Raw genomic sequence first — 26,206 nt, forward strand, 5'->3', positions numbered from 1 at the left:
AAAGTGCACTTGCATTGGGCATACAGTCGTAACAGGACGTGACAGGACGTAACAGAGCGCGTCAGGACGCAGAGAAGGGAAAGGACTATGGAAAAGAGCATTGGAGAAGCCGTTACGCCGTCCACGCGACGCGAAACCGTCGACGTGGCGATCATCGGCGCGGGCCCCTCGGGCGCAGTCGCTGCGACCCTATTGCGCAAGGCCGGACGCTCGGTGCTCGTACTGGAGCGCCAGCATTTCCCGCGCTTTTCGATCGGCGAGAGCCTCTTGCCGCAAAGCATGGCGTACCTGGAAGAGGCCGGCATGCTGCAGGCGGTGGTGGAAGCCGGCTTTCAGTACAAGAATGGCGCGCATTTCGTGTGGCGCGACGAGGTATCGTCGTACGACTTCCGCGACAAACACTCAGAGGGCTGGGGCACGACCTACCAGGTCGAGCGCGCGAAGTTCGACGATCTGTTGATCGGCTGCGCCGCGAAGCAGGGCGCCGAGGTGCGCTTCGGCCACACGGTGACGGGCATGCGCACGGGCGACGCGCCGGTGCTGGAGGCGATCGACGAAAACCAGGCGCGCTATGAAGTGCACGCGCGTTTCGTGCTCGACGCGAGCGGATTTGGTCGCGTGCTACCGCGCCTCCTGGATCTGGAGGCGCCCACCGGCATGCCGACGCGTGCCGCGATCTTCAGCCACGTGCGCGACGGGCTGCCGCTTGACGCCTTCGACCGCAACAAGATTTGCATCGCGACACACCCCGAGCACCGCGACGTCTGGTTCTGGATGATCCCGCTCGCGGGCGGGCGCTCGTCGGTGGGCTGTGTTGCCGATGCCGCTTTCCTCGACATGCCGCAAGCGGAACGCGAGGCGCGGCTGCGCGCGCTCATTCGCGAGGAGCCGACACTGAACCGCCTGATCGGCGACGCGCCGTTTCTCATGCCGGTGAACCAGATTGGCGGTTATTCGGCCAACGTCGAACGATTGCATGGCCCGGGCTTCGCGCTGCTCGGCAACGCGGGCGAGTTTCTTGACCCGGTGTTTTCTTCGGGCGTCACCATCGCGCTGCGTTCGGCGCACCTGGCCGTGAAGGTACTCGAGCGCGCGCTCGGCGGCGCGGCCGTGGACTGGCAGGCCGAATACGACGTGCCGCTGCGCAAGGGGATCGACACGTTCCGCGCCTTCGTCGAGCGCTGGTACACGGGCGAGCTGCAGGACATCATTTACTACCCGCGCCAAACACCCTTGATCCGTCGGATGATCAGCTCGGTGCTGGCGGGCTACGCGTGGGACGAGAGCAACCCTTATGTAGCGGAGCCCGTGCGCAGACTCACTTCGCTGCATGAGGCGTGCAAGCTGTCGTTGTAACGAGCGAAGAGGGGCGCACTGGGTTGGTCCTGCAGCGGGACGCGGGACCAACCAGGTTATCGCGGTTTCACTGGCCCGGTGGAGGAACCGCGCCTAGCTGGATCATCAGCCCGAGCGTGTCCATGATGAGGCGGGTTTCCTTGATCCTGCCGTCCTGAAAGCGATCGATGACCATGCCCCAGACCTTGACGGCGCGCCCCGTAGCGTCCACGCCGAGGAACGCGCCCCTGTGCGTGCCCGTCCACTCGAAGCGGGTCAGCACGCGGTCGCCTTCCGTGAGTTGTTCCTCGACGCGCCAATGCATGTCCGGGAACGCGGCTCGCATCCCTCGTACGACATCCTTGAGGCCCTCGATACCGGGACCCTGGCCGGGGAACGGCACCTGCTCGACCATGTCCTCCCAGAAAAACCGCTCTGCGGCGTCGATCTGCCCTTGATTCAGGACTTCCTCGATGAATGCGCGAACCCTATCGCTTGTTTCATGCATGGAATGAACGTCTCCTGGTTGGCGAAATTGGGAAGTGAAAGCCGGTTGCTGCAGAGTAGACGGCCAAGCGCGACGACGTGCGTCGGAGTCACGCGAGAACGTGCGGTGGCGCACATTTCCAGGTTTGACTGTCAATGACTTTCATCAGGCTGCGTGGCCGATGGCTGCGTTGCCTGTGAGCTTCGCGCGCCGGCGGATGGCATTCACCTCTTTGGGCGTCAGCCCGAGCGAAGCCAGAAACGCTGCATGCGAGTCGGGGTTTTCTGCCTCGAACTCTGCATGCCACCTGTCCATCTCCGCATCGTCGAAGCCGGCGCGACGCAGCATCGCCACCCACGCGTCTTTGCCACGCTTCTTTCCTCTCCGACGAAACGATGGTTGCGCGAGCAACGTCGCAATTGCATTCTGACGCTGTTTGAGACGCGCGATTTCCTCCGTTAGCACCATCAAATGCCTTTCAAGGATCTGGGCGGCTGCGTCTGCCTCGTTCGCGAGGACGTCGCGTATTGCGGCTAGTGGTAATCCGGCGGCCCGGTACGCGCAGATTGCGCGTAGACGTTCGCGTTGCGTCTCATCGTAGAGCCGGTAGCCCGCGGTGCTGCGTGCGACCGGCACGAGCAAGCCCAGCGTTTCATAGTGCAGCAGCGAGGAACGCGAGAGTCCCGCCTCGCGTGCCAGTCGTCCGAGAGTGAAACGAGCGAGACGTGTCATGACGGCAAGGGAAGTCTATCGGGTGAGAGAAAGAACAAGCGCGCTTCGGGCCGGTTCAGTTTGGCGGGCGAATAGTACGCGGCGACAAGCGCGCGGCAATCGCCGGAAAAGGCTGGTGCGTGTGCGAGAAACTCATCGAACGTGTGCAATGAATCCGATGCGCCCGCATGCGCCATCAGCCGGACCAAAGCTTCCGTAATTGTACGGTGGTATCGGCCCGGCGCGCCGAGATGCGTGGCGTATTGCGCGATACCGGCACAGGTGCGCTCGATCGCCTGGTCCAGCGGGAAGCGCTGCAGGTGTATCCACGCCACGCGCAGATGATTGCGATGATTGAACGCGGCCGGTGGCAACCTGCAGCTTAGAAAGGCTTCGAGGAAGGCGTCGTCGGTGAGATCGCGGGCGGTTTCCATTTCGATCGATACCCTGTCCGTTGAACAGGGTATCGATCGTGAAGGTGACTACGGTAGTCGAGTCAAGCGCCTTCGTGCCGCTTCGGCTCACTGGTGCCGTCGAACGCTCAGGCTCATTGTGTTGCATGAGGCGTGAAAGCCCTTCTAGCCCATCGAAAGTGGCGCATGGCGGCTTGTTGGCTGCAAGCGCCCCATGTCCGGTCTGAGGGAGCGATGAAGCATTATGTCAAGCGGCTCTCGACTAAAAATTGGTATAGGTCTCGCCAAGAATGTCGGCCGCAATGGCACCACTATCTTTAACGCCGGAGACTGAAACGGTTTCGTGCTTTTTCGAGTCATGCCAATTCGTACCCGCAAAGCAATGGACCTTGGCGTTTTGACTATGCTCCCCCTTATGAGGCTTGAACGCCGGATTGCCCTTGATCGCGTTCTCGATCGCGGCCGCCAATCATAAATTGCCGAAGAACCCGCGCGCCGCGACCATGCAGAACGGCGCGACGATGTCGGCGTGGTAGACCTGAAGCACTGCGGAAAGCCCACCATCCGTTGCACCACCCTGAACCGCCTGCGCGGCGACTGCCGCCTTGGCCTGAGCGAAGCCAGCTTTGACCGCGGCAAACGGATCGTTCGCGGCTGGCGCCGAGTCGACGTCGAGCACGCTGGTCAGGCCCGGCGCGACGTTGGCGTTCTTCCAGTAGGCCTCCTCGATCGCCGCATTGAAAAAGAACACCATCGGGTCGAGGTGGCCGCCGCATAGCAGCACGGGCGAGCGCGGCACCCAGTTGCGCAGATCGTTGCGCCTGAACGCCTGGCGCAGCGGCTGGGCCGGGCTCGCAGCGGGGGCCATCGCGGCGGTCGGCGTGGGAAAGGCGCCATCGGGATTGGCGATGGCGTCTTCGAGCATGCTCAGGCGATAGGCATTGCGCACGAGATTCGCGGTGCCGAATCCCATCGCGAAGAGCGGCGTCAATTCAGCGGGCGCCAGGGGCGGCGCGAGAGGCGGCGTCAACGAAGCGAACTGTGGCGCAGGCGGCGTGCTGCTGAAGAGCTGCGTTGCGGGCAGTTTGCCTTTGGCGAATAGCGTGTCCATTGACGTGACGCTCGGCAGCAGGTTCTCTATCCCAGGGGCATAGGGCGCCTCGAAAAAGTCGCCCGGCTTGCGATAGATATTGCCGTAGGCGTGCTGGTAGCTCGTGGTCACCAGCACCGTAAAGATCGTCGAGCCGAGGTCGACCTCGCCCTGGACGAGGGCATCCGCCATGGCGCCCAGCGCATACGGACCCGAGCCCGGCGCGGAAGCCGTGACGTTGATGCCGGCCGCCTGCAGCGCGCGGTGGGTCGCGAGCGCCACGTAGCCGCCTTGCGAATATCCAGTGACGAACAGCTTGCCGTTCTCACGCGTCTTGTTTGCCGGGTCGGGAAGGGCCATGGCGAATCGGGCCGCGCGCAATGAGTCGATCATGTCGGCGGATTGCTGGTCGCCGTTCAGATAGGGGTGATACGGCAAGGGGGAGCCCGAGTAGCCGGCATAGTTGCTAGCCACGACGAGATAACCTTGCGCCGCGTAGATCGCCGCCACCGCAATGCCTTCGCCCGCGCCGTCACCGTTGGCCGGGTCCGCTTGAGTAATGTCGGCGATGTTGTAGTTCCGGTAGGTCGTAGTGCCGTGTGCGTACAGCATGAGCGGACGCGGCCCCGTACACGAGGCGCCGCCGCCGGGGATCATCAGCGCGGCGCTCGACATGGTGGGTTCGCCTGCGCCGCCTATCGTGAGGTAGCGGAAGTACTTGATTTCGATGTCGCAGCGCGGCGTGCCGGCGACTTGCAGCAATTGCTGACCCGTTGCGTTCGTGTTTAGCAGTTTCGTGAAGTCGCTTGCGCTCAGGCGCAAGCTTGTTCTCTGCTCGACTAGCTGGCCGCGGAAAAAACAACTCAAGCCGCTGCATGTCGAGGCGGCCTGCGCGACAACACTGGCACTCGACAAAAGGAAAGTCAGCAGTAGCCAACCCGTCTTAAGCATCGCTCCTCGCATTTCACGCTCCGTTTTTGCTGGTGTTCGGAAAATGGGGCTGCCTTGCAGAGTGAAACGAGTATAGGTAAACGAATTCGGCATTTGCTACTGGTTGTGGGAACAATTTTCCAGTGAAGTGCTTGATGAAGAGTGCGCGCAGGTGTTTTCCGGATGATTGGGATCCTATGTAATAAAACGTCTATTGTTCATAAAATAAAAGGCGAATTGCGATCCGACGGGCTACTATCTACTCAGAAGGATCACACATTCAACTACCAGGAGATTGGCAATGCCTCTCGTTTTCTCGAACATCAAGACAGACTGGGACAATGCGGTCGCATTAGGCGGAATCCTCCCCGCGGCAGCTACCTACGATGACGCGACAGACGAAGGCGGCACCCTTATTTACTTGCCATTCGAGATTCAGAACGAGGAGTATCACATCACCGTACCGCTCGCGAATGGTGGCGTGGCGAATTCCTGCCACGTAACCGCAGAGCGGCCGGCACCTATTCATCTCGATACCAAAAAAGGGAAGAAAGCCGGGACGACATACACCGTGAAGAACAAGCCGAGCGCGTATTACGATTTTGTTATTAGTGGGGGGGCGGTGCCGAATGTCGTGTTTTCGCACACAAGCAAAGTCGAGATCCTCGGAAAGGGGCCTCAGAAAGTCTTCAGTGCTAGTTTTACAGGCGTCCTGACCAACGCGGTGCAGGATATCATGCGCGCCTTTGCGCTACATATGCTCGGCCTCGGATCGGCGCACGCAACGCCGGGCTGACATTCAGATCGAAGCGAGCGATTTCGGACGTATCGCTTTCCCTTTGGCGTAGCGCCGGGCGTCCTTGCGTCGCCGACCGCGCCCTACGGCACAAGCGTAGTTACCTGCCCCGGCTGCACCACTTTGATCACGCCGCCCCAAATGCAAACGAGCGTACCTTGAGCATCCAGCGCCGGCATGGCGCCCAGCGTCACGGTTGGCGCACCGCCGGGAATCCACGGCGACGGTGTAGCCGGAACGCAGGGCATCGGCGTAAACACACCCAGCGCCGCGGCGGTCGCGGCGATCACTGTGGGATTCGCCGGGCTTTGGCACAGCGCGAACGGCGTGATATTGGCGACGGGAATCGAGTCGGCAATCGTCGCGGCGGGCACGCCGCTCACTAGCACGCGATTGACGGGGAGAACGTTCAGCGTGCCCGGCGCGCCGCCGAACGAGCATTGCAATGTGGCACCGGCGCAGACTTGCGGACTGGTCATGATGTACCTCCTTGTGCGTTGCCTGCGCGAGGATCAGGCCGAAGACGGATTGGCGAGCGACTGCCACCATTGTTTCCAACGCGGCAGCGGCTTGCCGTCCGCCGCTAGCGGGCGGTTGTCGTCGGTATAACGTTTCGCCGCTTCGAGCGGTTTTCCGGCACTGAACGGCTGCCGCAGAGCGAGGCAACCATTCGGATGGAATCGTTGCAAGACCCCATGCAGCTTGCCGTTGCGGTAATGCGCTTCTTCGAGCAGCGTGCCGTCGGCCAGCCAGGTGCGCGATACGCCGTACAGGACGCCGTTCGCGTAGTGCTCCTCGCGCTGGATCTTTCCATCGGGGTGGTAGAAAAGCGCCTTGCCGTCGAGCTTTCCGTTCGCATACTGCACTTGCGCTGAGGAATTGCCCTCAGGATAGAAATAGGTAGCCGGGCCGCTGAGCACGCCATTCGCGTAACGCATCATCGCGACGGGGCGTCCTTCCGTCTCGATGCGCACGGGGCCGTGCAGCGCGCCGCCCAGCGTCGCGCCTTCAATGCGCGTGTCGTCGCGTTCTATCGTGACCGGTCGAATCGTCTCCATGCTCGCCTCAGTTGATCTTCACGATGCCGCCCTTGACCACCAGCATGCCGCCGCCGTCCACCGTCTGCTGCACGGCGCCCTTGTTCGTCACGCTCTGCGCCTCGTTCGAAAGCGTGCCGTCCGACTTGTTGGTCAGCGACGTCCCGGCCTGATTCGTGAGCGACACGGCGGCCTGATTCGTCAGCGACGCGTCGCTCTTCGCCGTGAGGTTGCCCGTGCTCTGCAGCGTTAGCGTGCCGCTCACCTTGATGGTGAGGTTGCCGTCCACAGTGAGCGTCATGTTGCCCGTCACTGTCTGATCGAGATTGCCGCCCACGGTCCGCGTCTCGTTGCCGCCGGCTTTCACGGTGCGTGCGCCTTTGATGTCGACGGTTTCGTCGCCCGTCTTGACGGTCGTGATGCGGTTGCCCTGTTCGACCGTGAGCGTATCGTTGCCTTCCTTGATCGTATGCGCGCGGTCGTTCTTGATCGTGCTCGTTTCGTTGTGGTCTATGGTCCACGTCGCGTCGTTGATCACCTTGGCGTTCAGGTCCTTTTGCGCCTGCAGGAAGATTTCCTCGCTGTCCTGTTTGTCTTCGAAACGCAATTCGTTGAAACCGTTGCCGCCTTTCGAGGTATTCGTCTTGATGCCGGATTGCGTCTGGTTGTCGGGCAGCGTATAAGGCGGCAGGTTCGCGCCGTTATACACGCTGCCCGTAATGAGCGGCCGGTCTGGATCGCCGTCGATGAAAGTCACCACGACTTCGTCGCCCACGCGCGGCATGAACTGCATGCCAAAGCGCTTGCTCGCCCATGGCTGTGCCACGCGAATCCAGCACGAACTCTGTTCGTCGTTCTGGCCGTCGCGGTCCCAGTGAAACTGAACCTTCACGCGGCCGTACTGATCCGTCCACAACTCCTCGCCGCTTTTGCCCACCACCGTCGCGGTCTGCGTGGGCATGAAGGGGCGCGGCGTGATACGCGCGGGCCGCCATGTCGTCGCGAACGGAAACGCTTCGAAGCGGTTGCGATAACGGTTGTGGTCGGCTTCGTGAATCACGCTGCGTACGACCCATTCGATGTTGGCGTCGCTCGATTCGTGATCGGCCAGCGTAAAGCGGCAACCCGGCGCCAGCGCGCGGCAGTCGCTTTCGCCAATGAGGATTCGTGTGGGCGCACGCAGCGCGTCCACGCGGTGCCTGGAGAGTGTGGAGCCGTCGCCACTGGTGGCATAGCGCCCTGGGTACTCGTACACGCTATGCCCGTTCGACGCCGCCTGTGCCTGCGAATAGAGCTGCGCGGTCGGCGTCTCCCACGCGTAGTCGGTATGCGAGAAGAGCCCGGTGGCCGTCTCTTCGACGACCTCGCAATGGACGATCTGCGTCGATTCGCGTGTGCCGCTCGTGCCGCCTGTGTAGTGCAGTGTTGCGTCGCCGGGCAAGGGCGTGAAGGCGTCGTTGCTGTCGGCAATGACGAGCGTATGGCTGCCCGTATCGTGGCGGAAGAAATAGAACCAGCCTTCCTCTTCGCAAAGGCGGCTCACGAACGCAAAATCCGATTCCGCGTACTGCGCGCACCATTCGCGCGTAGCCGGCGTGCCCGTGATGGAGATGGAGTAGTCCGTCAAGCTGTGCCCCCCGAATACGGCCTGGATGATCTCCTGCGCGTTTTTGCCCTGAAATATGCGGTTGTTTCGCGAGAGGGTGAGCAGCCACAACCACGAACGCAGTTCCAGGGTGAAGTGGCTGGCATCTATCGTCGAGGGCAGCTGCGCGGCGCGCGTGCAAACGGCGTCGATGAGCCGAGGCGACTCGCCCCACGCGAGCGAGAGCGTTGCATGGTTGGCCGTCATGCCCGAGGGCGCGGGCGGCGGCAATCCGCCGTGAGCGTGCAGGGTCAACGTGGTGGGAGCGTCCAGTGCCTCGCGCGCTTCGAAGCTGGCGGGAAAGAGGGTGCTGAACGCGTTGCCGGTGAGGCTGATGCGCGCATCGGTGTCGGCGGAGATGGGGCGGTTCATCGCGAGGGTAGTGTTTCGTGGCTGGTGGTGTGCATCGTCATTCGAGCGCCCACTGCGCGAGCGTGCCGACCAACTCGTTCATGAGCACGTTGTCGATCTCGCGCGCACCACCCGCGGCGCGGCAGCGCGCGAGCACGGCGTCGATGATCCTGCTGTCGAAGGCGAACTGTTTGCCCGTCGCATCGCGGTAGCGCATGCGCAGTTGTTCGAGCTTCTTTTCGATGATGGCGCGTAGCACCGTGTCGTCGAGCGCCGCATAAGGCACGGCGGTCATGCGCGCGAGAAACGCCGGGCGAAACGCGTGCAGCAGTTCTTCGTGCAGCCGCCGCGCAAAGGCGTCGGTGGCAAGCGTTGCGGCAGGCGTATTGAGCAGCAATTCGGCGCTGACGTTGCTGGTGGCGAGGATCACCGTGTTGCGAAAATCCACCACGAGCCCGGTGCCGTCTTCCATGACGCCCTTGTCGAAGACGTTGTAGAAGGCTTCGAGCACGTCGACATGCGCTTTTTCGATTTCGTCGAGCAGGACGACGCTATAAGGGCGCCTGCGCACCGCCTCGGTGAGCTGGCCGCCGCTCGCATAGCCCACATAGCCCGGCGGCGCGCCGCGCAGCTGCGAGACGGCATGCGCTTCCTGATACGCGGCGAGGTCGATCACGATGAGATTGCGCTCGCCGCCATAGAGTGCATCCGCAAGGGCGTAGGCCGTCTCTGTCTTGCCGACCCCCGTTGGTCCCACGAGCAGGAAAACGCCTACCGGGCGCAACGGGTCGGCGAGCCCCGCGCGCCAGGCCTGGATGCGCATGGCGATGCGGTCGAGCGCCCCGTCTTGCCCCACGATACGCTGCGCAAGACGGCCCTTGAGCGTGCGCACGGCGTGCGCTTCGTCGGCGAGCATCTTGCCCACGGGAATGCCGGTCCAGCTTGCGATCACGGCGGCGATGGTTTTCGAGTCCACGCAAACCGGCACCATGGGGTCGTCGTCGCGAATCGCTTCGAGGCCGCTTTCGAGGCGCGCCAGTTCGGCGGCGAGGTCTTCGCGCGGGTCCGCGGCCTCGTTGTTCTCGTTCGCGTCCGCGTTTTCTGGCGGTTCGTGCGTGCCTTCGTTGAAAGCATCGCGAGGCGCCGCGTCGAGGGCGGCCAGACTCGCGCGTACCGCGAGAATCTCACGCACGGTAGCGGCTTCGTCACGCCAGCGTCCCTCAAGCGTCTCGACGAGCGTGGCGTTGTGCGCATGTTCGGCTTCGAGCGCGGCGAGACGCTGCGTGTGATTCGCGCCGAGTACCGTTTCCATGCGCAGGCGCAGCAGCTCGTCGTCGAGCGCGCGCTGCCGGTGCCTGGCCGCCTCGAGTTGCGGCGGCGTGTCGTGCTGCGCCAGCGCCACGCGCGCGCAAGCGGTATCGAGCACGGCGATCGCTTTGTCGGGCAACTGGCGCGCGGAGATGTACCGGTGCGAGAGTTTCACCGCATCGACGATGGCGGCGTCGAGGATCGTCACGTTGTGATGCGCTTCGAACTTTTGCGCCAGCGCACGCAGCATCGCGATGGCCGTCGGCTCGTCGGGCGCCTCGATCTGCACGAGCTGGAAGCGCCGCGCGAGCGCGGGGTCGCGCTCGAAGTACTTCTTGTATTCGAGCCACGTCGTGGCCGCGATCGTGCGCAGCTCGCCGCGCGCAAGGGCGGGCTTGAGCAGATTGGCGGCGTCGCTGCCGCCTTCCGCGCCGCCTGCGCCGATCATCGTATGGGCCTCGTCGATGAAGAGCACCACCGGTCGTGGCGAGTGCCGCGCTTCATCGATCACGGCGCGCAGACGCCGCTCGAACTCGCCTTTCAGGCCCGCACCCGCCTGCAGCAGCGCGAGGTCGAGCATGCGCAGCGAGACTTCCGCAAGCGGCGGCGGCACGTCGCCCGCCGCGATGCGCAGCGCGAGACCTTCGACAACGGCCGTCTTGCCCACGCCCGGCGCGCCCACGAGCAACGGGTTGTTCTGTCGCCGCCGCAACAGGATGTCGAGCGTTTGGCGAATCTCCGCATTGCGTCCGATGATCGGGTCGATGCGTCCGGCCCGCGCTTCGGCGGTGAGGTCGAGCGTGTATTGGTCGAGCAGGGCGGGCGCTGGCGCCTCGGGCTTGAGGGCACCGGTCAGCACGGGAAGGCTCGCGCTGTCGTCCATGGCCGCTTCGAGCGGTGCGATCGGCAATGTCGACGCAAGCGGCGACATCGCTTCGATAGGCGCGAGCCAGACACTCATATTGGCGCGCAGCGCGGCGCTCGCCACGCGCAGCAGCGTGGGCGCCCCATGCACGGCGCGTGCGCGCAGCGTGTCGTTTTCGAGCAGGGCGATAAGCAGCGTCGCCGCGCGCACGCGCGGTTGCTGGAGCACGACGGTGGATTGCACGAGCGCGTCCTGGAGCCATACGAGCAGGTCGGGCGAGAACGACGGCATGCCCGTGTTGCCGCGCTTGAAGCGCGCGATCGTCATGCGGATCTCGGCGCCGAGCGCGGCGCAGTCCACGCCGAAGTGCGGCAGCACGCACGCGAGATCGCCGCCCTCGGGTTCGGCGAGCGCGAGCAGCCAGTGTTCGATTTCGACCACGAAATGTGTTTCGCGCAGGCATTGCTGCGCGGCGCGTTCGAGGGCTTCGCGCGGCTCGCGCTCGAGGCGCGCAACGAGCGTCTTGAGGTCGAGCGTCACGGCCCGGTACGCCCCGGAACGTCTTCGGGCGCGAGGCGCGTGAGCCGCGCGGGCGCCGATTCCGCGGCGCCGGCCCAGGCGGTCCAGCCGAGCTTCGGCGGCGCGAGCCGCGAGAGGCGCGCGCGCGGCAATTCGCCCGCGGCGAGCTGCAGTTCGAGATGCACCTTGAGTTCGGCGCCGAACCATTCGGAGGCCAGCGAATTCAGTGCTTCGTGAGCGGGCGCGCCGGGCAGGAAGGCTTCGTACTGCGCACGCCTGAGCGGACCCAGCCGCACGCGTATGCCCTGGTGTTCGTCCCAGATCCTCGTGCCCGCGACGGCATCCTGACCGAGCCGCCGGTTGCGTCCACCGGAGCCGATCGCCGTGCGGCTCGCCGGAGGCAGCGTGCGCCAGCCGCCTTCGAACGGCGTCGAGCGCACGTGCACGCGGAAATGATGCAGCACCATGACGTCGAAACCCGCGATCGAGCGTCGACGGTTCGCGAAGAGGCCCGCGCGCGCCAGCACGGCGCGCAGGTCGAGCGGCTCGGGCGGTATTGCGGCTTCCTGCCCCGCGCGGTTGTACGAGGCGCGCGAGTTCAGCGAGGCGTTGCCCGTCAGCGCGCGCAGCACGACATCGGCCGAGCGCTGCGTCGTGGCGGGCAGCGGCTCGGCGCTGCGGTACTTGCGCTGTGCACGATAGAGCAGCGCCAGCAGCCGGTGCTGGAAGATGTCGAGAAACGCCGCCGCCGAGCGGTCCTTGCGGCGCAGACGGTCCTGCAGCCATTCCTGCCATGCACCGGGTAAGGGGCCGTTCGGGCCGCCGAGCGCGAACGCGTTGACCTGGAGCTGGGGCGGTCCCGCATGTCCGGATTGCGCGGATGCTTCTTCCCCCGCCTGAGGCGCAAAAGCGAGCGAGCGCGGTAAGCCGCGCCGCAATGGCCCGAGCGCGCTCGCCGGAAACGCGGGAGACAGATTGCCGCTCAACACGAGCGCTTCCTGGCCGGGGTCGAGCCCGGTCCCGAGCGGCTGCGCGTGCGGCTGCAACAACTCGAGCAGGCGCACGGCCTGCGTGAATTCGAACGCGTGCGGTTCGTCGAACAGCCGCTGCGTCAGAGAACGAGCGGGCTGCCCATCGTCGGCCGCCATGTGCGGATCTCCCGACCGTCGCGCACGAGCGAGGTCTGTACGAAACGGTTGACGCTCGCATAGAGCGAGAAGAATTGCGCGAGCACGCCGGAAAAGAGCACGGTGCTCGCGCCCACGAAGCTCGCTTCGTCGAGTTCGATTCGCACGCCGAGTCCGTTGCGCCAGCCGCGCCAACGGTCCGTACCGACATGCGCGACGATGGGTTCGCTCGACACGGCCACGAGCCCCGCGATCTGGCGCTGCGACGGGGCATGCGCGCCGAGATTGTGGAGCATCAGCATTTCGCGCAGCGACTGCAGCGCCTGCGGGCCTTCCACGATCGACGTGTGATTGAGGACGAGCTGCGACACGAGGCGCCAGCGCGACGTGCCGTCGAGCGCGGCCACGATCTGCGGCGTGGGTCGATGCGCAATGCGCACGCTCGCCACGGGGCCCGGCACTTCGAACGACAGCGCGGCGCCCGGGGCGAGCCGGTGGGCCAGATGACGATTGGTACACAGCAGATCCGCAGTGAGCGTGCGCGCTGCGGGCGCGGCGGGATTGAAGCGCGTATCGACGAATGTGAGCATGACATCGCTGCCGGGACGTGACGGATGCAGCCCGCTCACGCGCCGCGCGTACCAGTACACAGCCGAATCCGCGCCGTGCATCGAGCCGTACCAGGGCGGCACGTCCGTGACCGTGCGGCCCGCCACGGCGCGCACGTTGCGCACGGCGTAGATCTCGGTGCTCGATTCGCGGTGCCCGTCGGGGCTCACGCGCATTTCACGCGCCGTCCCGTCGGGCCGCAAGGGTTCGGAGGTGCGCGCGAACAGATTGAGCGCGCTCGCGCAGCCGAGCTGGATATCCTGCGTATGCAGCGTGAAGCGCCCGCGCGGGGCGGCCGTGAAGCCGATCACGAGATCGAGGCTGTCGAGTGCATCCGCAGGCGGCTTGAACGGCAGATCGAAGAACGCGAACTTCTCGGGAAAGGCGAAGTACTCGACGAGCAGTCGGCAGGCCGGATGCGCACCGTCTTCGAGCGGCAGCAGCGCGTCTTCCTCGTCGAAGCCAACCGGGGAGGGCAGGCCGCGTTGCGCCTGCAACGTACCCTCGGGGGTCTGCAGCCAGGTGGCGGCGCTGTGTGCGCCGAGCAGGTCGTAGAGCGCGGCGGAGGTGACGGGCGACCCCGTGAGGCGCACGCGCAAGCGCTCGATCGGCAGCGTGCCCAGCTTGTGCGGCCCGATGCCCCGCAGCGTGAGCCGCAGTGCCGATTGCAGCGACGCGTTGCCGGTGAGCGCCTGGGCTTCCTCGGCGTCGAGCAACTGGGCGGCGGCGAGGGTGATCGGCCAGAGCGTCACGTCGCTGCACGTGCGCCAGTGGATCGTCGCGCCGCTCGCGTCCACGTGCATGAGGGTCGTGTCGCGCGGCACGCGATAGCCCGCGGCGATGCTGCCTTGCGTGGGATCGGGCTCGAACTGCACGATCGTCATGGAAGGCACCGGCCGCGACGCGTAGGGATAAAACTGTTCGAGGAGGCCGTCCGTGAGCGTGGTGTATTCGTCGTCGAGCGTGCGCTGGAGGCGAGCGGTTAGCACAGCGAAGCTTTCGATCAGGCGTTCGACGTTCGGATCGGCGCTCTCGCCGGGGCCGAGTTCGAGCCGCCGGGCGATCTTCGGATAACGCTGCGCAAAGCCTTCGCTCGCGCGGCGCAGATAAGTCAGCTCGCGCTGGTAGTAGTCGAGCAGTTGCGCATCAAGCGAGTCGTTCATCGACGATCCCGATGGACTGCGTTTCGCCATCCTGCCCGGCGACATAGGTGACGACGTGCTCCACGCCGTCGCTGCCGCGCAGCGTTCCCCGAATGCGCAGGCACAGCCGCCATGGCGCGGCGGCGTCCGCTTCGATTTTCACGCGCGGCTCGCGAAGGCGCGGCTCGAACGCGCGAATCGCCTCGGCCACTTCGCGCTCGATCACCGCCCGGTCCTCCGCGCGTGCCGCGCTTTGGCCGCTCCAGTCGGGCAGGCCGTAAAGCAGGACGTCCGGCGCGCGCGGCAGGCGTGGCGTGCCGCGGCGCGTGTTGAGAAGGCGCAGCAACTCCGCGCGCACCGACGCGCGCAAGCCGGCCGCGTCCAGTGTGCGCGCGGCGAGCTCGTCGACGGACTCGTGCGCGTCGAAGGGCGCGTCGTCGGCCAGCCGCTCGAAGAGCGGCATGGGCGCGATGGCGATGAAGGCGCGGACGTTCGCCATAGGTGGTGCGCGCTAGGCTGCTGCCTTCACGACCTTGTTCGCGGCCAGGTCCCACGTCGTGGCCGCGGTGCCTTCCTTGGTGGCGTCGTCCTTCTGCGCGGTGAGTTCCCACTTGATCTTCGTGAAGTTCAGCGAGAGCGTTTCCACGGGCTTGCCACCCGCGCCGCCCGACACGCTCACGTTGCTCAGCACGACGTTGTTCAGCGTATAGGTGATGAACGGCATGATCTTGCCGTCGCTTTCGGCGGCGTTGCGGCCCACCACGATGGTCGCGCTCGCGATGGCCTTGCCGGAGCAACAATATTCGTTGAGCGTGGGCGTGGCGACGTCGACGAACTTCGTCACGGTGAATTCGCCGAGATGGGGCTTGCCCGAGGTGCGCTCCGAGTTGCTGACGTCGTTGGTGACCTGCATCGCCACGTTGTGGCTATACGACATCAACTCGATCTTGTCGGTATAGCCTTCCAGCGTGCACTCGCCTTTGATGTCGCTGCCGAGGTCGAGAATGATCGAATCCATGGTTTGCTGCTCCCGAAGCAGTAAAGAACCGCGCGGGCCGCGTGCGCGGCGCCAGGCGCGTTCAGGGACCAGGGGCGCTCATGCGCCGCCTGGCCGTCGTCTGTTCATCGAATCGCTTTTTTGCGGGTGGATCAGGCGGCCGCCGGCGGCGGCAGCGTCGCCACGAGCCGGATCGAGGCAGTGAGTTCCTCGAGCTGGAAGTGCGGCCTCAGGAATACCGTCGCGCGGTACGCGCCGGGTTTGCCCGGCACATCTGTCACGTCCACGCGCGCCTCGCGCAGCGGATACTGGGCCTTGATTTCCTGTGGCGCGTTGTCGTTCACGAGCACGTAGTCGGCAATCCACGTGTTGAGATAGGCGCGCACGTTATCGCGCGTCATGAAACTGCCGACCTTGTCGCGCATGATCGCCTTGATGTAGTGCGCAAAGCGCGACGCCGCGAGGATATACGGCAGCATGGCCGAAATGCGCGCGTTCGCCGTGGCCTCGGGCGTGTTGTAGAGCGCCGGCTTGCAGGCAGTCTGGCCGCCGAAGAACACCGCGAGCCCTTCGTTCTTCTTGTGCACGAGTGCAATGAAGCCGAGCGAATCGAGCTCCTTTTCGCGGCGGTCGGTGATCGCCACTTCCGTGGGGCACTTCATGGCTTTGTCGCCCGAAGCCGTCTGAAAGATATGGTCCGGCAGGCGCTCGACCGCGCCGCCGCCTTCCACGCCGCGAATCGCGGCGCACCAGCTGTACTGCGCGAACGCGTTGGTGATCCGTTGCGCGAGGGCATAGGCGGAGTTGCCCCACAGGTACTTCGAGTGGTCGGTGCCGTCGACATCTTCGAAGAAGTTCATGCCCTCCACCGGATTGCTGTCCGGATGATAAGGACGCCGCATCAGGATGTGCGGGAGCGTGAGCGCAACATAGCGCGAGTCTTCGCTCTTGCGGAATTCGCGCCAGCGGGCCATGTCGATCGTCTCGAAGACCTTCGAGAGATCGCGCGGCACGCCCAGCTCCGTGAAGCTCGACATGTCGAACAGCTGCGGGTGTGCCGCCGAAATGAACGGCGCGTGCGCGGCAGCGGCCACGGAAGCGAGCTTTTCGAGCAGGCTCACGTCAGGCGTCTGGCGCGTGAAGTAGTAGTCGCCCACCAGCACGCTGAAGGGAAAACCGCCGAACGTGCCGTATTCCTCTTCGTAGATCTTCTTGAAGAGCGCGCTCGTGTCGACGTCGATGGCCTTCTCGAGATCGTTCTGCAGGTCTTTCTTCGAAGCGTTCAACAGGCGCAGTTTCAGGCGCGTGCCCGTTTCGGAGCCCTTCACCAGAAAATGCAGTCCGCGCCACGACGACTCCAGCGCCTGCATGTCGGGGTGATGCAGCACCTCGTTGAGTTGCTCGCTGATCAGCTCGTCGATCTTGCGGATGTGATCGTTGATCATCGCCACCGTGTCGCGGCTGATGGTCATGTTCTTGTCGAGCACCTGCAGCGCGAACTCGGCGAGCAGCTCGCGCGCGTGCTGCTGCTGCTCCTCGTATTGCGCCATGCGTCCTTCGTGCACGATGCGGTCGAGCAGCGTGACCGTACCCGCCTGCGCGGTCGCGGCGGCCTGTATATCGGACATGATTGTCTCCTCGCGTTGGGCTTAGCTGGCCGGCGTGTCACTGGAAGGGCTGGCGGGTGCAGCGGCGTCGCCCGCGGGCGGCGGCAGCTGCGCAGTCGGCGTGTCCAGCGGGTGGGCCGAGCGGATTTCGCTCAATCCCTTCGGGTCATGGACCACTTCCTGGAGCAGCTTGTCCAGTTCGTCGTTGCCGTCGAGCTTCGTGAGGAGGTCGCGCAGGCGCAGCCGCGCGTCGTAGAGCTGTTTGAGCGGGCCGATCTGCTGGACGATGCTCACAGGATCGAAGTCGTCGATATGCTCGAACTTCAGGTCGACGTTGATCTTGCTGCTGTCGGCAGCGAGCGTGTTGTCGACCTGCAGCGTCACGCGCGGCCCGATCGACTTCATCACGTCGTTGAAATTGTCGCGGTCGATGTCGACGAAGCGGCGCTCCGTCATTTTCGGCAACGGCTCGACAGGCTTGCCGGACAAGTCGGCAAGGATGCCCACGACGAGCGGCAGTTCACGCTTTTCGATGGCATTGCCCGTTTCGACGTCGTACGTGATCTGGACACGCGGCGGTCGGTTCCGTTCGAACCAGTGCTGGGTACTGTCGGCCATGGTCACCTCGGTGGCGGTCGTTCTTCTATTGCATTGTGTAACGGGAGAGATGCACGTTTGTCGTCAATCTAGCCTTTTCATGATGCGTTTTCTTTAAGACGACAATGCCCCGCAAAACGTAATTAAACGATTGCCAGGTGTATTCCCGGTCCTTCAGAAAAAGCACAGCTAAAGCATGCCCCGGATTCGTCAGACGAGAGCATTCACGGCGTCAAGCGTTCGCGCTGCGTGCGGCTTAACCTTGTCCTTCGTCGCGCACGTCGTGAAGATAGACGGTCACGACTTTAGGACAGTAAACGCGGAATTTCAAAGTATATTTACGGCGCATAGACTCATTTCCTTTCAAGTTTATTTGCGCATTGTTTTTGAATTGATCGATTAGAAAATCGTTATTGCAATTTTGCGTGGGGCGCTTGTAGACTACGCGCGAAACAGCTTGCGCTGCAGAACATGCGCCTTGATTAGAAATACGAACTAGCATGAGCTATCCTGCGCGCGGGCAGGAGGCATCGCGGACAAGAGGCGACGCACACAATGGGGATTGCGCAGTGATCACCACGTTATTCGCCGGCGCGTCGCGCGCCGCGAAGCCGTGCGGCTGGCGTGCCGCCGCGCTGGCGTTCGCGCTCGCGCAGGTGCTCGCGGCGTGTTCGTCGCTGCCCAAGGTACAGGTAGATACCCTGGCCATTGCCGTCTCCACTCAGGCGAATCAGGACACGCCCATTGCCGTGGACGCCGTGCTCGTGCGCAATCAGCAACTGCTCGACGCGTTGCTCGGCCTGCCTTCGGCAAAGTGGTTCGCTCAGCGCGATCAATGGCGCCGCGATCATCCCGAAGACATCACGGTCGTGTCGTTCGAAGTCGTGCCGGGTCAACAGATCGCAGCGGCGCCGTTTCCGTTTGGCGGCAAGCGGGGCGCAGGCGTGGTGGTGTTCGCCGACTATCAGACACCGGGCGCGCACCGCGTGAGGCTCGATACGGGGCCCGCTCACGCGCTGCTGCTGCTCGGCGACCAGGATCTGAGCGTGCAGGCCGCACATTGAGCAGCCAAACGGTGTGACGCAACGGTGTCATGTAGTGGCGCGGCAACACTGAACGACGAAACGTTTAGCAATAGAAAGCAAACACATCATGCGTACTTCGTTTCCCGATCCGGTCTGCTGGTTCGACGGCATGCCCTTGCTGCCGCAACATTTCCAGACCCAGGCGCTGCACGCGGCGGGGCACGCCGCCTTGCTCGCCGGCGCCGCGCGCGCGCATTACTGGGGCGTGCTCTCTCTGGAGCACGACGCCGCGGGGCTCGCCCAGGGGCTCGTGCGCATCAGCGCGCTCGAGGCGATTCTGGCCGACGGCCTCACCATTCGCCACACGCCGCACGATCCCGTGCTGGAGATCGACGTAAGCCACGCGTTCAGCGCGCCGGACGAGGAAGTCACGATCTATCTCGCGGTACCACCGCTGTATCGCGGCGGGCAGCTCGACCCGCAGGCCGGGCGCTACACCCAGCGCGAGAGTCCGGATGTTCCCGATCTTGTCTCGGGTGGCGAGCCGGCTTCGATCACGACGTGGACGCCGCGGCTGCATCTCATGACGGATCTCGGCCGTCACGAATTCGACCGCCTGCCGCTCATGCGCGTGAGGCAGCAGGGCGGCGGCGTGGCGATTGCGGACTACGCGCCGCCTTGTCCGTTCGTGCGCGCCGACTCGGTGCTCGGGCAACGCGTCATGCAGCTGCTGCTGCGCGTGCGCGAAAAGTGCGTGTTCCTGGCCGGACGTCTGCAGGCCGCGCAACGCGCGGAAGAGCGCGACGATTCGGCCCAGATCGAGCGCCAGCTTTGCGCGCTCTGGAGCCGTCTGCCCGAAGTGGAGGCGACGCTCGTCACCGGCATCGCGCATCCCGCCGAACTGTATCGCGCTGTTGCGGGCATGACAGGCGCGCTCGCGGCGCTGCGTCCCGCGCGCGGCGTGCCCGCCTTCGCGACGTTCGATTACATGGCGCTGCTCGCGTCGTTCGATCCGCTGCTCGCATGGGCGGACGAAGCGCTCGCGACAATCCGCCAGGGGTATCGCGTACGCGCGTTCACCGAGGAAGGCGGCAGTTTCTGGATTGCGCCGCCGTTCGAAAGTGGCGGCAACGTGGCGCGCGAACTCGTGATCGGTTTGCGCATGCCGCCCGACGCGGGCGAGCACGACGCGAGCGTGTGGCTCGATCATGCCGTCGTCGCGTCGCGGCCCTACGTGCCCACGCTCGCGCGCCAACGCATGCGCGGCCTCGCGCGCCGGCGGCTCGCGCGCGAGGAGCGCGCGGCCTACGCGACGGGCGACGACACGACGCTCTTCGCGGTGGCCGTGGAGGATGCGTGGTTCGACCGCGCGCAGCCGTTGTGCATCGAAGTCCGTACGACCGTACCGGGTCGCGCGCCCTGGGCGGTGCAACTCTTCACGCCCACGGGCGACGCCGCCGACGACGCACGCCAGGGGGGAGCCGATCATGCTTGATGCCAGCGACCCGACCGACGAGCGCCTGCCGCTCATGCGCGCGTTCGTCGTGGCGTTCGCGTTTGCGGAGAACGCGCGCTTGCGCGCGGTTGCGCAGGCGGCGAATGCAGCCAGCGCCGCGAATGCCGCGAGCGCAGAGACGCCCGCCGATCCCCAGCGCGATGCCGACGCGCTCGCCACGCAACTGCAGTCCGCCACACGCAAGCTCGCGCGCGATGCGATGGCCTGGACCGGCGCGGCGGCCGAAGCGGACATCGCCGCCGCGCAGTACGCCTATGTCGCGCTGCTCGACGAATTGCTGCTGTTTTCGGCGTGGAATGGCGCGAGCGCATGGGAAACGCATCCGCTCGAAGCGCGCATTTTCGGCACGCGTGCGGCGGGCGAGCGCATTCCGGCCGCCATCGAAACCTTGCTCGCGCAGCGCGATCCGGCGCAGCGCGATCTCGCCAACGTCTATCTCGCCTGCCTCACGCTAGGCTTTCGTGGCCGCCTGCGCGGCGAGGCGGGCGCCTTGCGTCACGACCAGTTGCGCCACGCGCTGTTCGCGTTCGCCATGCAACGCGACCCCGAGCCCGACCGGCTTGGCGCGCCGCTCGAACGCGCCGCGCTGGCGCCGCGCGAAACCCGTCCGCTCACGCAGATGTTTCCAGACCGCGCACGGCTCGCGCTATTCGTGGGCGGCGAATTCGCGGTGCTGCTCGGTATCTCACAGTTGCTGTGGCTCTACGCGACGGCGCCCGTGCGGCCATCGCTCGAACAGTTCGAAACGGTCTCGTTGGCGCAAGGGCGTCCGGCGCAGGCGAGCCATACGAGTACCACGGGCATGGTGCTGCCGCGCGCACGGACGGTGCGCAGGCTGCGTCCGTCGGTTCCGCCAGGCGACGTTCAGGCTGCCATGCCGCAAAGTCAGGACATGCCCGCGGCGGCTACGGTCTCCATGACGCCGCCCGCCACGCTCGCACTCGCGACACGGCGCATCGTCACGGTGAGCGCGCAGAACGCCGACGAAGGCAGCGAAGACAGCGAAGACAGCCCGGACGCCACGCCGCGCGGAGCACGGCCATGACGACCACACTCGTAGTCGTCCTGATCGTCCTCATCGCGCTGTTGATCGTGGGGCTCGCGGCCGTGCTCGTCGTGCGCTGGCTGCGCGGGCGCGACGAACGCAGGCCGCTGCGCAACTTCTCCGCGATGATGCGCACGGCGCACAACGCGATGGGCGTGCACGATCCATACTCGGTGCCGCGCGTGCTGGCCACGGGCGCACCGGCGGCGCTCGACGCGCTGGCGCTCAGCTGGCGCCTCACGCCCGTTGGCGAGCCGGCGTGGTTCGGCAGGCTTTGGCACGACGCCGAAGGCATTCTGATCGCAGAGCCAGGCGAGTCGCTCGGTGCGCGTGCGGCCGCCGAACGCCGGCGCGGCTCGACCGGCGGGCGCTTGCTGCGCGGTCTGCTGCGCAACCGGCCGGGCCGGCCGCTCGACGCGCTCGTGTGGGTGATCGCGCTCGATACGCTCATCGACGAAAACGGGACCGCGCGCGCGGACACCGACGCGGCGCTCGAAGCCTCGCGCACAGTGCTCGCGCTGCAGCGTCAACTGGGCCAGATGCTGCCGCTCTACGTGGTGGTGACGGGCTGCGACGCGCTGCCGGGCTTCGATGCGCTCGCGGCCAGGCTGCGCCGCGAACGCATCGAAACGCCGCTGGGCTGGGCCTCGCCGTATGCGCCGCGGCGCGCCTTCGAAGCCGCGTGGGTGGACGAAGCCTTCGCCGACATGAGCCGCGCGCTCGCGGCGACGGTCACCGAAATGGGCACGCTCGACGGCGCGCTGGACGGCGACGTCTTCCTGTTGCCGCAGCGCATCGACACCCTGCGCGAGCCGTTGCGCGAGCACATCGAGCCCACCTTGCGCGGCGCAGCCGACGGCACCGCGCCGCTCCTGCGCGGCATCTGGTGCGTGGGTGCGATGCCGCAGGCGCAGGAGCGCGAGGAGCCCGCCATCACGAACGCGGCGCGCAGGGAGGCGCGCGCCGCAGCGGCGCCGGCATTCGCGTCGCGCCTGTGGCACGACTTGCTGATGCCGGGGCAGGGGCTCGCGCTCGCCATTCCGCGCGTGCTGGCGCTGCGCATGCGTCGCTACCGTGTCGCCACGTTCGCAGCGATCGCGTTGGGCGTGTGCTGGTGCGTGGGCCTGGGCGTCGCCACCTGGCACGTGCGCAGCGACGCACGCTTGCTCGCGAGCAGTTACGACGCGCTCGCGCTCGCCAGCGTCGCCTGGCACGAAACGGGCACGAGCAGCAGCGAAACGGCGGCGGCGAACGCGCTGGGCAGCGCGGCGAACGCCTTCGTCAAGGTGCCGCGCTGGCAGCTCGCCACGCCGTTCATGCCGCTGTCGTATTTCGGCCTGCACCGCCGGCTCGACGACGCGCAATACCACGTGCTGAGCGGGCTCGTGTTCTCGCCGCTGCGCGCGCGGCTCGTCAGCCGTCTCGCAGAACTGAATTGCGACGGCGCCAACGAGTCGGGCGACAACGCGAGCCTCGCGGCCGCCGCGCGGCGTCCCCAGGACCTGCCCGAGTACACGCAGGGCACACGGCTCGTCACGAACGCGGCGCAGACCGAGCGGCTGATCACGAACTACAACGAACTAGTGGAACGCGATTCGGGCAACACCGTGATGCTCGCTCAACTCATGCGCGGTGCGGTGGGCGTGAGCTTTTCCCCCGATCATGTGGCCGACCGTGCGGGGCTGGACGACGCCATACGTGCGACTGCAGTGGAAGGCGGCGAACTGTCGTTCGACGGCACCGAGGCGCGCGCCGCGCACGCACGGGCGAGCGTGTGCTTCGAGGAGACCTTCGATCGCTGGTTCGACGACATCTATCAGGACTCCTCGCTCACGACGAACGCCGCGCAAATCCAGGCCATGCTCGCCGATCTCAAGGCGCCCGGCGCCGTGCCGACCACCGCCTCGCTCTCCGAACTGGCCACGCGCATCGACACGCTCGCAACCCAGGTCGACACCGCGGACCACGGCTGGGCGGGCACACATGGCCAGGAACTCGTGCCGGGGCTCACGGCGACCTTCGACACCGCAAAGGGGCTGCGCCTGATCGGCGCGACGCCGGTGGCGAGCGTGCTGGAGCACGAACAGAGCGAACAAAGCGCGTTCGCGGCGCGCTGGCTCGCGAGCGGCAACCTGCCTGGCGTGCTGGCCTCCAATCCCACCACAGGGCTGCAACTGGCGCCGGACCTGCTGCCGCTGCGCGACGCGTTGCGCACGCTGCTCGGACAGTCGTTCGTCGCGGGCGAAGGCAGCGCGACGGCCGAAATTCGCGGCGTCGATGCCGGCTCGGCGCAGCGCGCGCTGGCGATCCTGCCCGCCTACAAGCAATACTCCGCAGGGCTTCTTGCGCAGGCGCCCGAAGCGTGGCGCGGCGCGCTGCTCGCCGCGGCGGGCAATGCGACCGTGCACAGCATGGTGGCCGCACTGTCGGCACCCGTTGCAACAGCGGCAACATCGGGCGGCGGCGCGCGCAACGTCGCCTACGCGCCGCAGACGCAGGGCGCGTCCTTCGACATGCTGCGCAAGAATGCGACCGATCTCGTGGAAGCGTTCGACTCGCTCGGCCGCGCCGATCTCGCGCAAGCCGTCGCCCTGCGCGTGAGCGATGCCGCGCTCGATGTGCTGCGCTCGACCGATGTCCAGTTGCAATCGCTCGAACCGTTCCGCCCGCTGCGCGGCGACTTCTCGGCGTGGAACGGCAACGCCGGCGGGTCGATGCGCGCATTCGGCGCCGCTACGCCCGAAGCGCTGCAAACCTACCTTGCCGCGCAGTCGAGTGCGGTGGCGGACACGGCCACGTTAGCGTCGAGCGCGCTCGACTGGCTGACCACGCAGAATCCGCCGCTCTCCGCTGCGGACGCTCGGCTCGTGGCGCGCTGGAAGGCGCTCTTCGCGGACCTCGCGCAATACCGCGCGCGCAGCCCGGCGAGCGCACTGGTGGCGGTGCCGTCGATCATCTCCAACCAGCTCGACAAGATGGACCTCGACACCTGCAGCGCTTCGCTCGCGCAGGTGGACGTGCCGGGCTCGGGCGATATCGTTGCGAGCGCGGGCATGCGGCTCGTCTCGTCGGCGCGCGAACGCTGCTACCGGCTGCAGATCGGCACCGGCGGGGAGGCCTACGAACAGTTGCGCAACTATTTTGCGCGCTACCTGGCCGGCCGCTTCCCGTTCTCAGCGGATGCAAACGCCCAGGCCGCCGACCTGCGCCAGACGGCGGCCTTCGTGGCGCTGCTCGACGCGAAGCTCGCGGACGCGCAACGCGGCATGAGCGCCGCGGCGGCGAGCGGCGGCCCGCAAGCGGGCGCGCAGCAGTTTCTGGCGAAGCTCGCGCGCGCGAAGCCCTGGCTCGACGCGCTGGTGGCGCGCGGCGCTGACGGGGCGCTCGTGGGGGTGGACGTGGCGGTGGATTGGCGTATCGATCGCGCCGACGAAGCCGGTGCGGACCAGGTCATCCAGTGGTCGCTCGCGAGCGGCAGCCAGACGCTCGCCTGGCCCGCCGCGGCGGGAACGCCGCTGCGCTGGGCGCCGGGCCAGCCCGCCGCGCTGAGCCTGCGCTGGGCGAAAGACGGCCCGTGGCGGCCCATGCAGGACGCGTCGCAGCCGACGCTCTCGGTCGACGGCGAAGCGGCCACATGGGCGGCAAACGACACGTGGTCGCTATTGCGCCTCGTGCGCCTGCATGCGGTGCCGGACGACGGCGTCGATACCGGCACGGGCGCGGGCAACGCGCCTATGGTGCTGAGCGTGCCGGTGCGCGACCGCAACGGCGGCACGCAAACGGCGCGCATGTTCATGCGTGTGGGCATGACGGGCGCGTCGAAAACGGCGCTCGCGTGGCCTGACCTGCCGTATGCGGCGCCGGGCTACAGCGCATACGGCAGCCCAGCGTTCACCTATGGACCGTATCCGTCGAGCACACAAGCGGGGCGCGGATGAACCCGGCATTCGACATCGAAGCACTCGTTCAACCGATACCGGGGGGCGCGCCGGCCGGCGTTTCGCTCCTGCACGACGCCGCCTTCGACGCGATCAAGGCGGCGCGACGCGAGGACGATCCGGCATTGCCTGCGGGCATCTGGCAAACCGCGCTCAAGGTCGCGGACTGGGCCGCCGTGGAAGCGGGCTGCGAGGACCTCCTCGCTCGCCGTAGCAAGGATTTGACGCTCGCTGCATGGCTGGGCGAGAGCTGGCTGCATCGATACGGATGTGTTGCCTTGCCGGATTGCTTCGTCTTGCTGAGTGAATTGTGTGTGCGCTATTGGGACGACATTCATCCGTTGCCGCGCGATGGCGATTTGGGCTTTCGGGCCGCGCCGCTCGCCTGGGTGGCCCAGCAGTTTCCGACCTTGCTCGGTGGGCGGATCGCGTTGTGCGCGGGGCCGGATGGATCTGCGCTGACGCTTGCGCGCTGGCAGGGTGCGCAGCGCGATGCGGTGGCGGTGAAGGACCGCAAAGACGTGCCGGCCGCGAAGCGCGAGGAGGCTGCACGCGTGGCGCAGGCGTTGGCTCAGGCTGCGCATGCGGCGGAGCCTGCCGCGTTGCGCGGTCAGTTGCAGGCGCTGCGCGCGGCGCGTGGGCCTATTGCGAGACTCGATGCGTGGTGCACGCAGCGGCTCGGCGCGGAGGCGCCGTCGTTCGGGGTGCTGCTGGAAACGCTGGAACGCATGGAGAGCGTCTTGCGCGACTGGCTCACGACGCATCCCGAGTGGGAGGACGTACCAATGGTTGACGTTGCAACGATTCAGGAGAATGCGGTGGTCGAGCCTGCAATGATTCAGGTTGCTGCGGCTGTAGGGGTGCCGGAGCCGGCTGTGCCGAGGAGACTGGATGCGCCGCAGTCGCGTGATGAGGCGTATCGGTTGCTCGCTATCGTGGCGGACTATCTCATGCGCTATGAGCCGCATAGTCCTGTGCCTTATATGCTCAAGCGGGCGCTTGATTGGGGCGGGAAACCGTTGCCCGAGTTGCTCGCCGAGTTGATGGCCGGTGAGCGTGGCAGGGCGCTGGGGGCGGCGCTTGGGTTGTTGCCTGAGAGTGGACAAACGCAGTAGG

At 66.0% G+C, this 26,206-nt stretch carries 23 protein-coding genes; 7 read left to right on the forward strand and 16 right to left on the reverse strand.

What is annotated here, in order from left to right; translation table 11 throughout:
- Positions 1 to 87 precede the first annotated feature (87 nt).
- On the forward strand, positions 88 to 1,356 hold the full coding sequence (locus AB3X98_RS24055; protein WP_368605839.1) for an NAD(P)/FAD-dependent oxidoreductase: 1,269 nt from the start codon (positions 88 to 90) through the stop codon (positions 1,354 to 1,356).
- 67 nt (positions 1,357 to 1,423) lie between these two features.
- Here the strand turns inward: AB3X98_RS24055 and AB3X98_RS24060 are convergent, their stop codons facing one another.
- From AB3X98_RS24060 to AB3X98_RS24080, 5 genes are all read right to left on the reverse strand, one after another.
- Entirely contained in the window at positions 1,424 to 1,843 is a 420-nt protein-coding gene (locus tag AB3X98_RS24060; protein ID WP_368605838.1) for an ester cyclase, read from the reverse strand.
- A 144-nt stretch (positions 1,844 to 1,987) separates the two neighbouring features.
- The gene (locus tag AB3X98_RS24065) at positions 1,988 to 2,554 is read right to left on the reverse strand and encodes a MerR family transcriptional regulator (protein ID WP_368605837.1); all 567 of its coding nucleotides are present in this window, start codon (positions 2,552 to 2,554) and stop codon (positions 1,988 to 1,990) included.
- Entirely contained in the window at positions 2,551 to 2,967 is a 417-nt protein-coding gene (locus AB3X98_RS24070; protein ID WP_083245546.1) for a hypothetical protein, read from the reverse strand. The genes AB3X98_RS24065 and AB3X98_RS24070 overlap by 4 nt, the downstream gene beginning before the upstream one ends.
- Positions 2,968 to 3,208: 241 nt before the next feature.
- Positions 3,209 to 3,415 carry a hypothetical protein gene (locus tag AB3X98_RS24075; protein WP_368605836.1) on the reverse strand — a complete coding sequence of 69 codons (207 nt, stop codon included), beginning with the start codon at positions 3,413 to 3,415 and terminating at the stop codon, positions 3,209 to 3,211.
- Positions 3,416 to 4,987: an alpha/beta hydrolase family protein gene (locus AB3X98_RS24080; RefSeq protein ID WP_368605835.1), complete on the reverse strand. Its 1,572-nt coding sequence runs from the start codon at positions 4,985 to 4,987 to the stop codon at positions 3,416 to 3,418.
- A gap of 280 nt (positions 4,988 to 5,267) precedes the next feature.
- Here AB3X98_RS24080 and AB3X98_RS24085 point away from each other — a divergent pair, with 280 nt between their 5' ends.
- A complete protein-coding gene (locus AB3X98_RS24085) occupies positions 5,268 to 5,762 on the forward strand; it encodes a hypothetical protein (RefSeq protein ID WP_342946198.1) in 495 nt (164 codons plus the stop codon).
- Positions 5,763 to 5,845: 83 nt separating this feature from the next.
- On the opposite strand, the gene AB3X98_RS24090 is transcribed toward AB3X98_RS24085, so the two are convergent.
- The 11 genes from AB3X98_RS24090 to AB3X98_RS24140 form a co-directional block, all read right to left on the reverse strand.
- Positions 5,846 to 6,241, reverse strand: coding sequence for a DUF4280 domain-containing protein (locus AB3X98_RS24090; protein ID WP_342946197.1), 396 nt, complete (start codon positions 6,239 to 6,241; stop codon positions 5,846 to 5,848).
- A gap of 33 nt (positions 6,242 to 6,274) precedes the next feature.
- Complete coding sequence (locus AB3X98_RS24095) at positions 6,275 to 6,820, reverse strand: toxin-antitoxin system YwqK family antitoxin (protein ID WP_368605834.1); 546 nt, start codon at positions 6,818 to 6,820, stop codon at positions 6,275 to 6,277.
- Between the two features lie 7 nt (positions 6,821 to 6,827).
- Positions 6,828 to 8,816 (reverse strand): type VI secretion system Vgr family protein, encoded by a 1,989-nt coding sequence (locus AB3X98_RS24100; RefSeq protein ID WP_368605833.1) that lies wholly within the window; start codon positions 8,814 to 8,816, stop codon positions 6,828 to 6,830.
- Positions 8,817 to 8,853: 37 nt separating this feature from the next.
- Positions 8,854 to 11,508: a type VI secretion system ATPase TssH gene (gene tssH, locus AB3X98_RS24105; protein WP_368605832.1), complete on the reverse strand. Its 2,655-nt coding sequence runs from the start codon at positions 11,506 to 11,508 to the stop codon at positions 8,854 to 8,856.
- The gene (tssG, locus tag AB3X98_RS24110; RefSeq protein ID WP_368605831.1) at positions 11,505 to 12,635 is read right to left on the reverse strand and encodes a type VI secretion system baseplate subunit TssG; all 1,131 of its coding nucleotides are present in this window, start codon (positions 12,633 to 12,635) and stop codon (positions 11,505 to 11,507) included. Before tssG ends, tssH begins: the two co-directional genes overlap by 4 nt.
- On the reverse strand, positions 12,599 to 14,386 hold the full coding sequence (gene tssF, locus AB3X98_RS24115) for a type VI secretion system baseplate subunit TssF (protein ID WP_368605830.1): 1,788 nt from the start codon (positions 14,384 to 14,386) through the stop codon (positions 12,599 to 12,601). Before tssF ends, tssG begins: the two co-directional genes overlap by 37 nt.
- On the reverse strand, positions 14,370 to 14,864 hold the full coding sequence (gene tssE / locus AB3X98_RS24120; RefSeq protein WP_368605829.1) for a type VI secretion system baseplate subunit TssE: 495 nt from the start codon (positions 14,862 to 14,864) through the stop codon (positions 14,370 to 14,372). The genes tssF and tssE overlap by 17 nt, the downstream gene beginning before the upstream one ends.
- Before the next feature lie 12 nt (positions 14,865 to 14,876).
- Positions 14,877 to 15,383: an Hcp family type VI secretion system effector gene (locus AB3X98_RS24125; RefSeq protein ID WP_069267982.1), complete on the reverse strand. Its 507-nt coding sequence runs from the start codon at positions 15,381 to 15,383 to the stop codon at positions 14,877 to 14,879.
- 131 nt (positions 15,384 to 15,514) lie between these two features.
- Positions 15,515 to 16,990, reverse strand: coding sequence for a type VI secretion system contractile sheath large subunit (gene tssC / locus AB3X98_RS24130; protein WP_069267983.1), 1,476 nt, complete (start codon positions 16,988 to 16,990; stop codon positions 15,515 to 15,517).
- Positions 16,991 to 17,011: 21 nt separating this feature from the next.
- The gene (gene tssB, locus AB3X98_RS24135) at positions 17,012 to 17,587 is read right to left on the reverse strand and encodes a type VI secretion system contractile sheath small subunit (protein WP_069267984.1); all 576 of its coding nucleotides are present in this window, start codon (positions 17,585 to 17,587) and stop codon (positions 17,012 to 17,014) included.
- A gap of 235 nt (positions 17,588 to 17,822) precedes the next feature.
- Positions 17,823 to 18,068, reverse strand: a complete 246-nt coding sequence (locus AB3X98_RS24140) for a hypothetical protein (protein ID WP_141710855.1) — start codon at positions 18,066 to 18,068, stop codon at positions 17,823 to 17,825.
- 67 nt (positions 18,069 to 18,135) lie between these two features.
- On the opposite strand from AB3X98_RS24140, the gene AB3X98_RS24145 reads away from it, so the two are divergent.
- The 5 genes from AB3X98_RS24145 to tssA all read left to right on the forward strand — a co-directional run bounded on the left by AB3X98_RS24145 (position 18,136) and on the right by tssA (position 26,205).
- Positions 18,136 to 18,630: a hypothetical protein gene (locus tag AB3X98_RS24145; RefSeq protein WP_083245548.1), complete on the forward strand. Its 495-nt coding sequence runs from the start codon at positions 18,136 to 18,138 to the stop codon at positions 18,628 to 18,630.
- Positions 18,631 to 18,718: 88 nt separating this feature from the next.
- Positions 18,719 to 20,086 (forward strand): type VI secretion system baseplate subunit TssK, encoded by a 1,368-nt coding sequence (tssK, locus tag AB3X98_RS24150; protein ID WP_368605828.1) that lies wholly within the window; start codon positions 18,719 to 18,721, stop codon positions 20,084 to 20,086.
- Positions 20,079 to 21,152 carry a DotU family type IV/VI secretion system protein gene (locus tag AB3X98_RS24155; protein ID WP_368605827.1) on the forward strand — a complete coding sequence of 358 codons (1,074 nt, stop codon included), beginning with the start codon at positions 20,079 to 20,081 and terminating at the stop codon, positions 21,150 to 21,152. Before tssK ends, AB3X98_RS24155 begins: the two co-directional genes overlap by 8 nt.
- Complete coding sequence (locus tag AB3X98_RS24160) at positions 21,149 to 25,090, forward strand: type VI secretion system protein (protein WP_368610329.1); 3,942 nt, start codon at positions 21,149 to 21,151, stop codon at positions 25,088 to 25,090. The genes AB3X98_RS24155 and AB3X98_RS24160 overlap by 4 nt, the downstream gene beginning before the upstream one ends.
- A complete protein-coding gene (gene tssA, locus AB3X98_RS24165; protein ID WP_368605825.1) occupies positions 25,087 to 26,205 on the forward strand; it encodes a type VI secretion system protein TssA in 1,119 nt (372 codons plus the stop codon). The genes AB3X98_RS24160 and tssA overlap by 4 nt, the downstream gene beginning before the upstream one ends.
- Position 26,206: the final 1 nt, after the last annotated feature.

The organism is Paraburkholderia sp. BR14312, from assembly GCF_040948675.1.
GTDB classification, from domain to species: domain Bacteria; phylum Pseudomonadota; class Gammaproteobacteria; order Burkholderiales; family Burkholderiaceae; genus Paraburkholderia; species Paraburkholderia nodosa_A.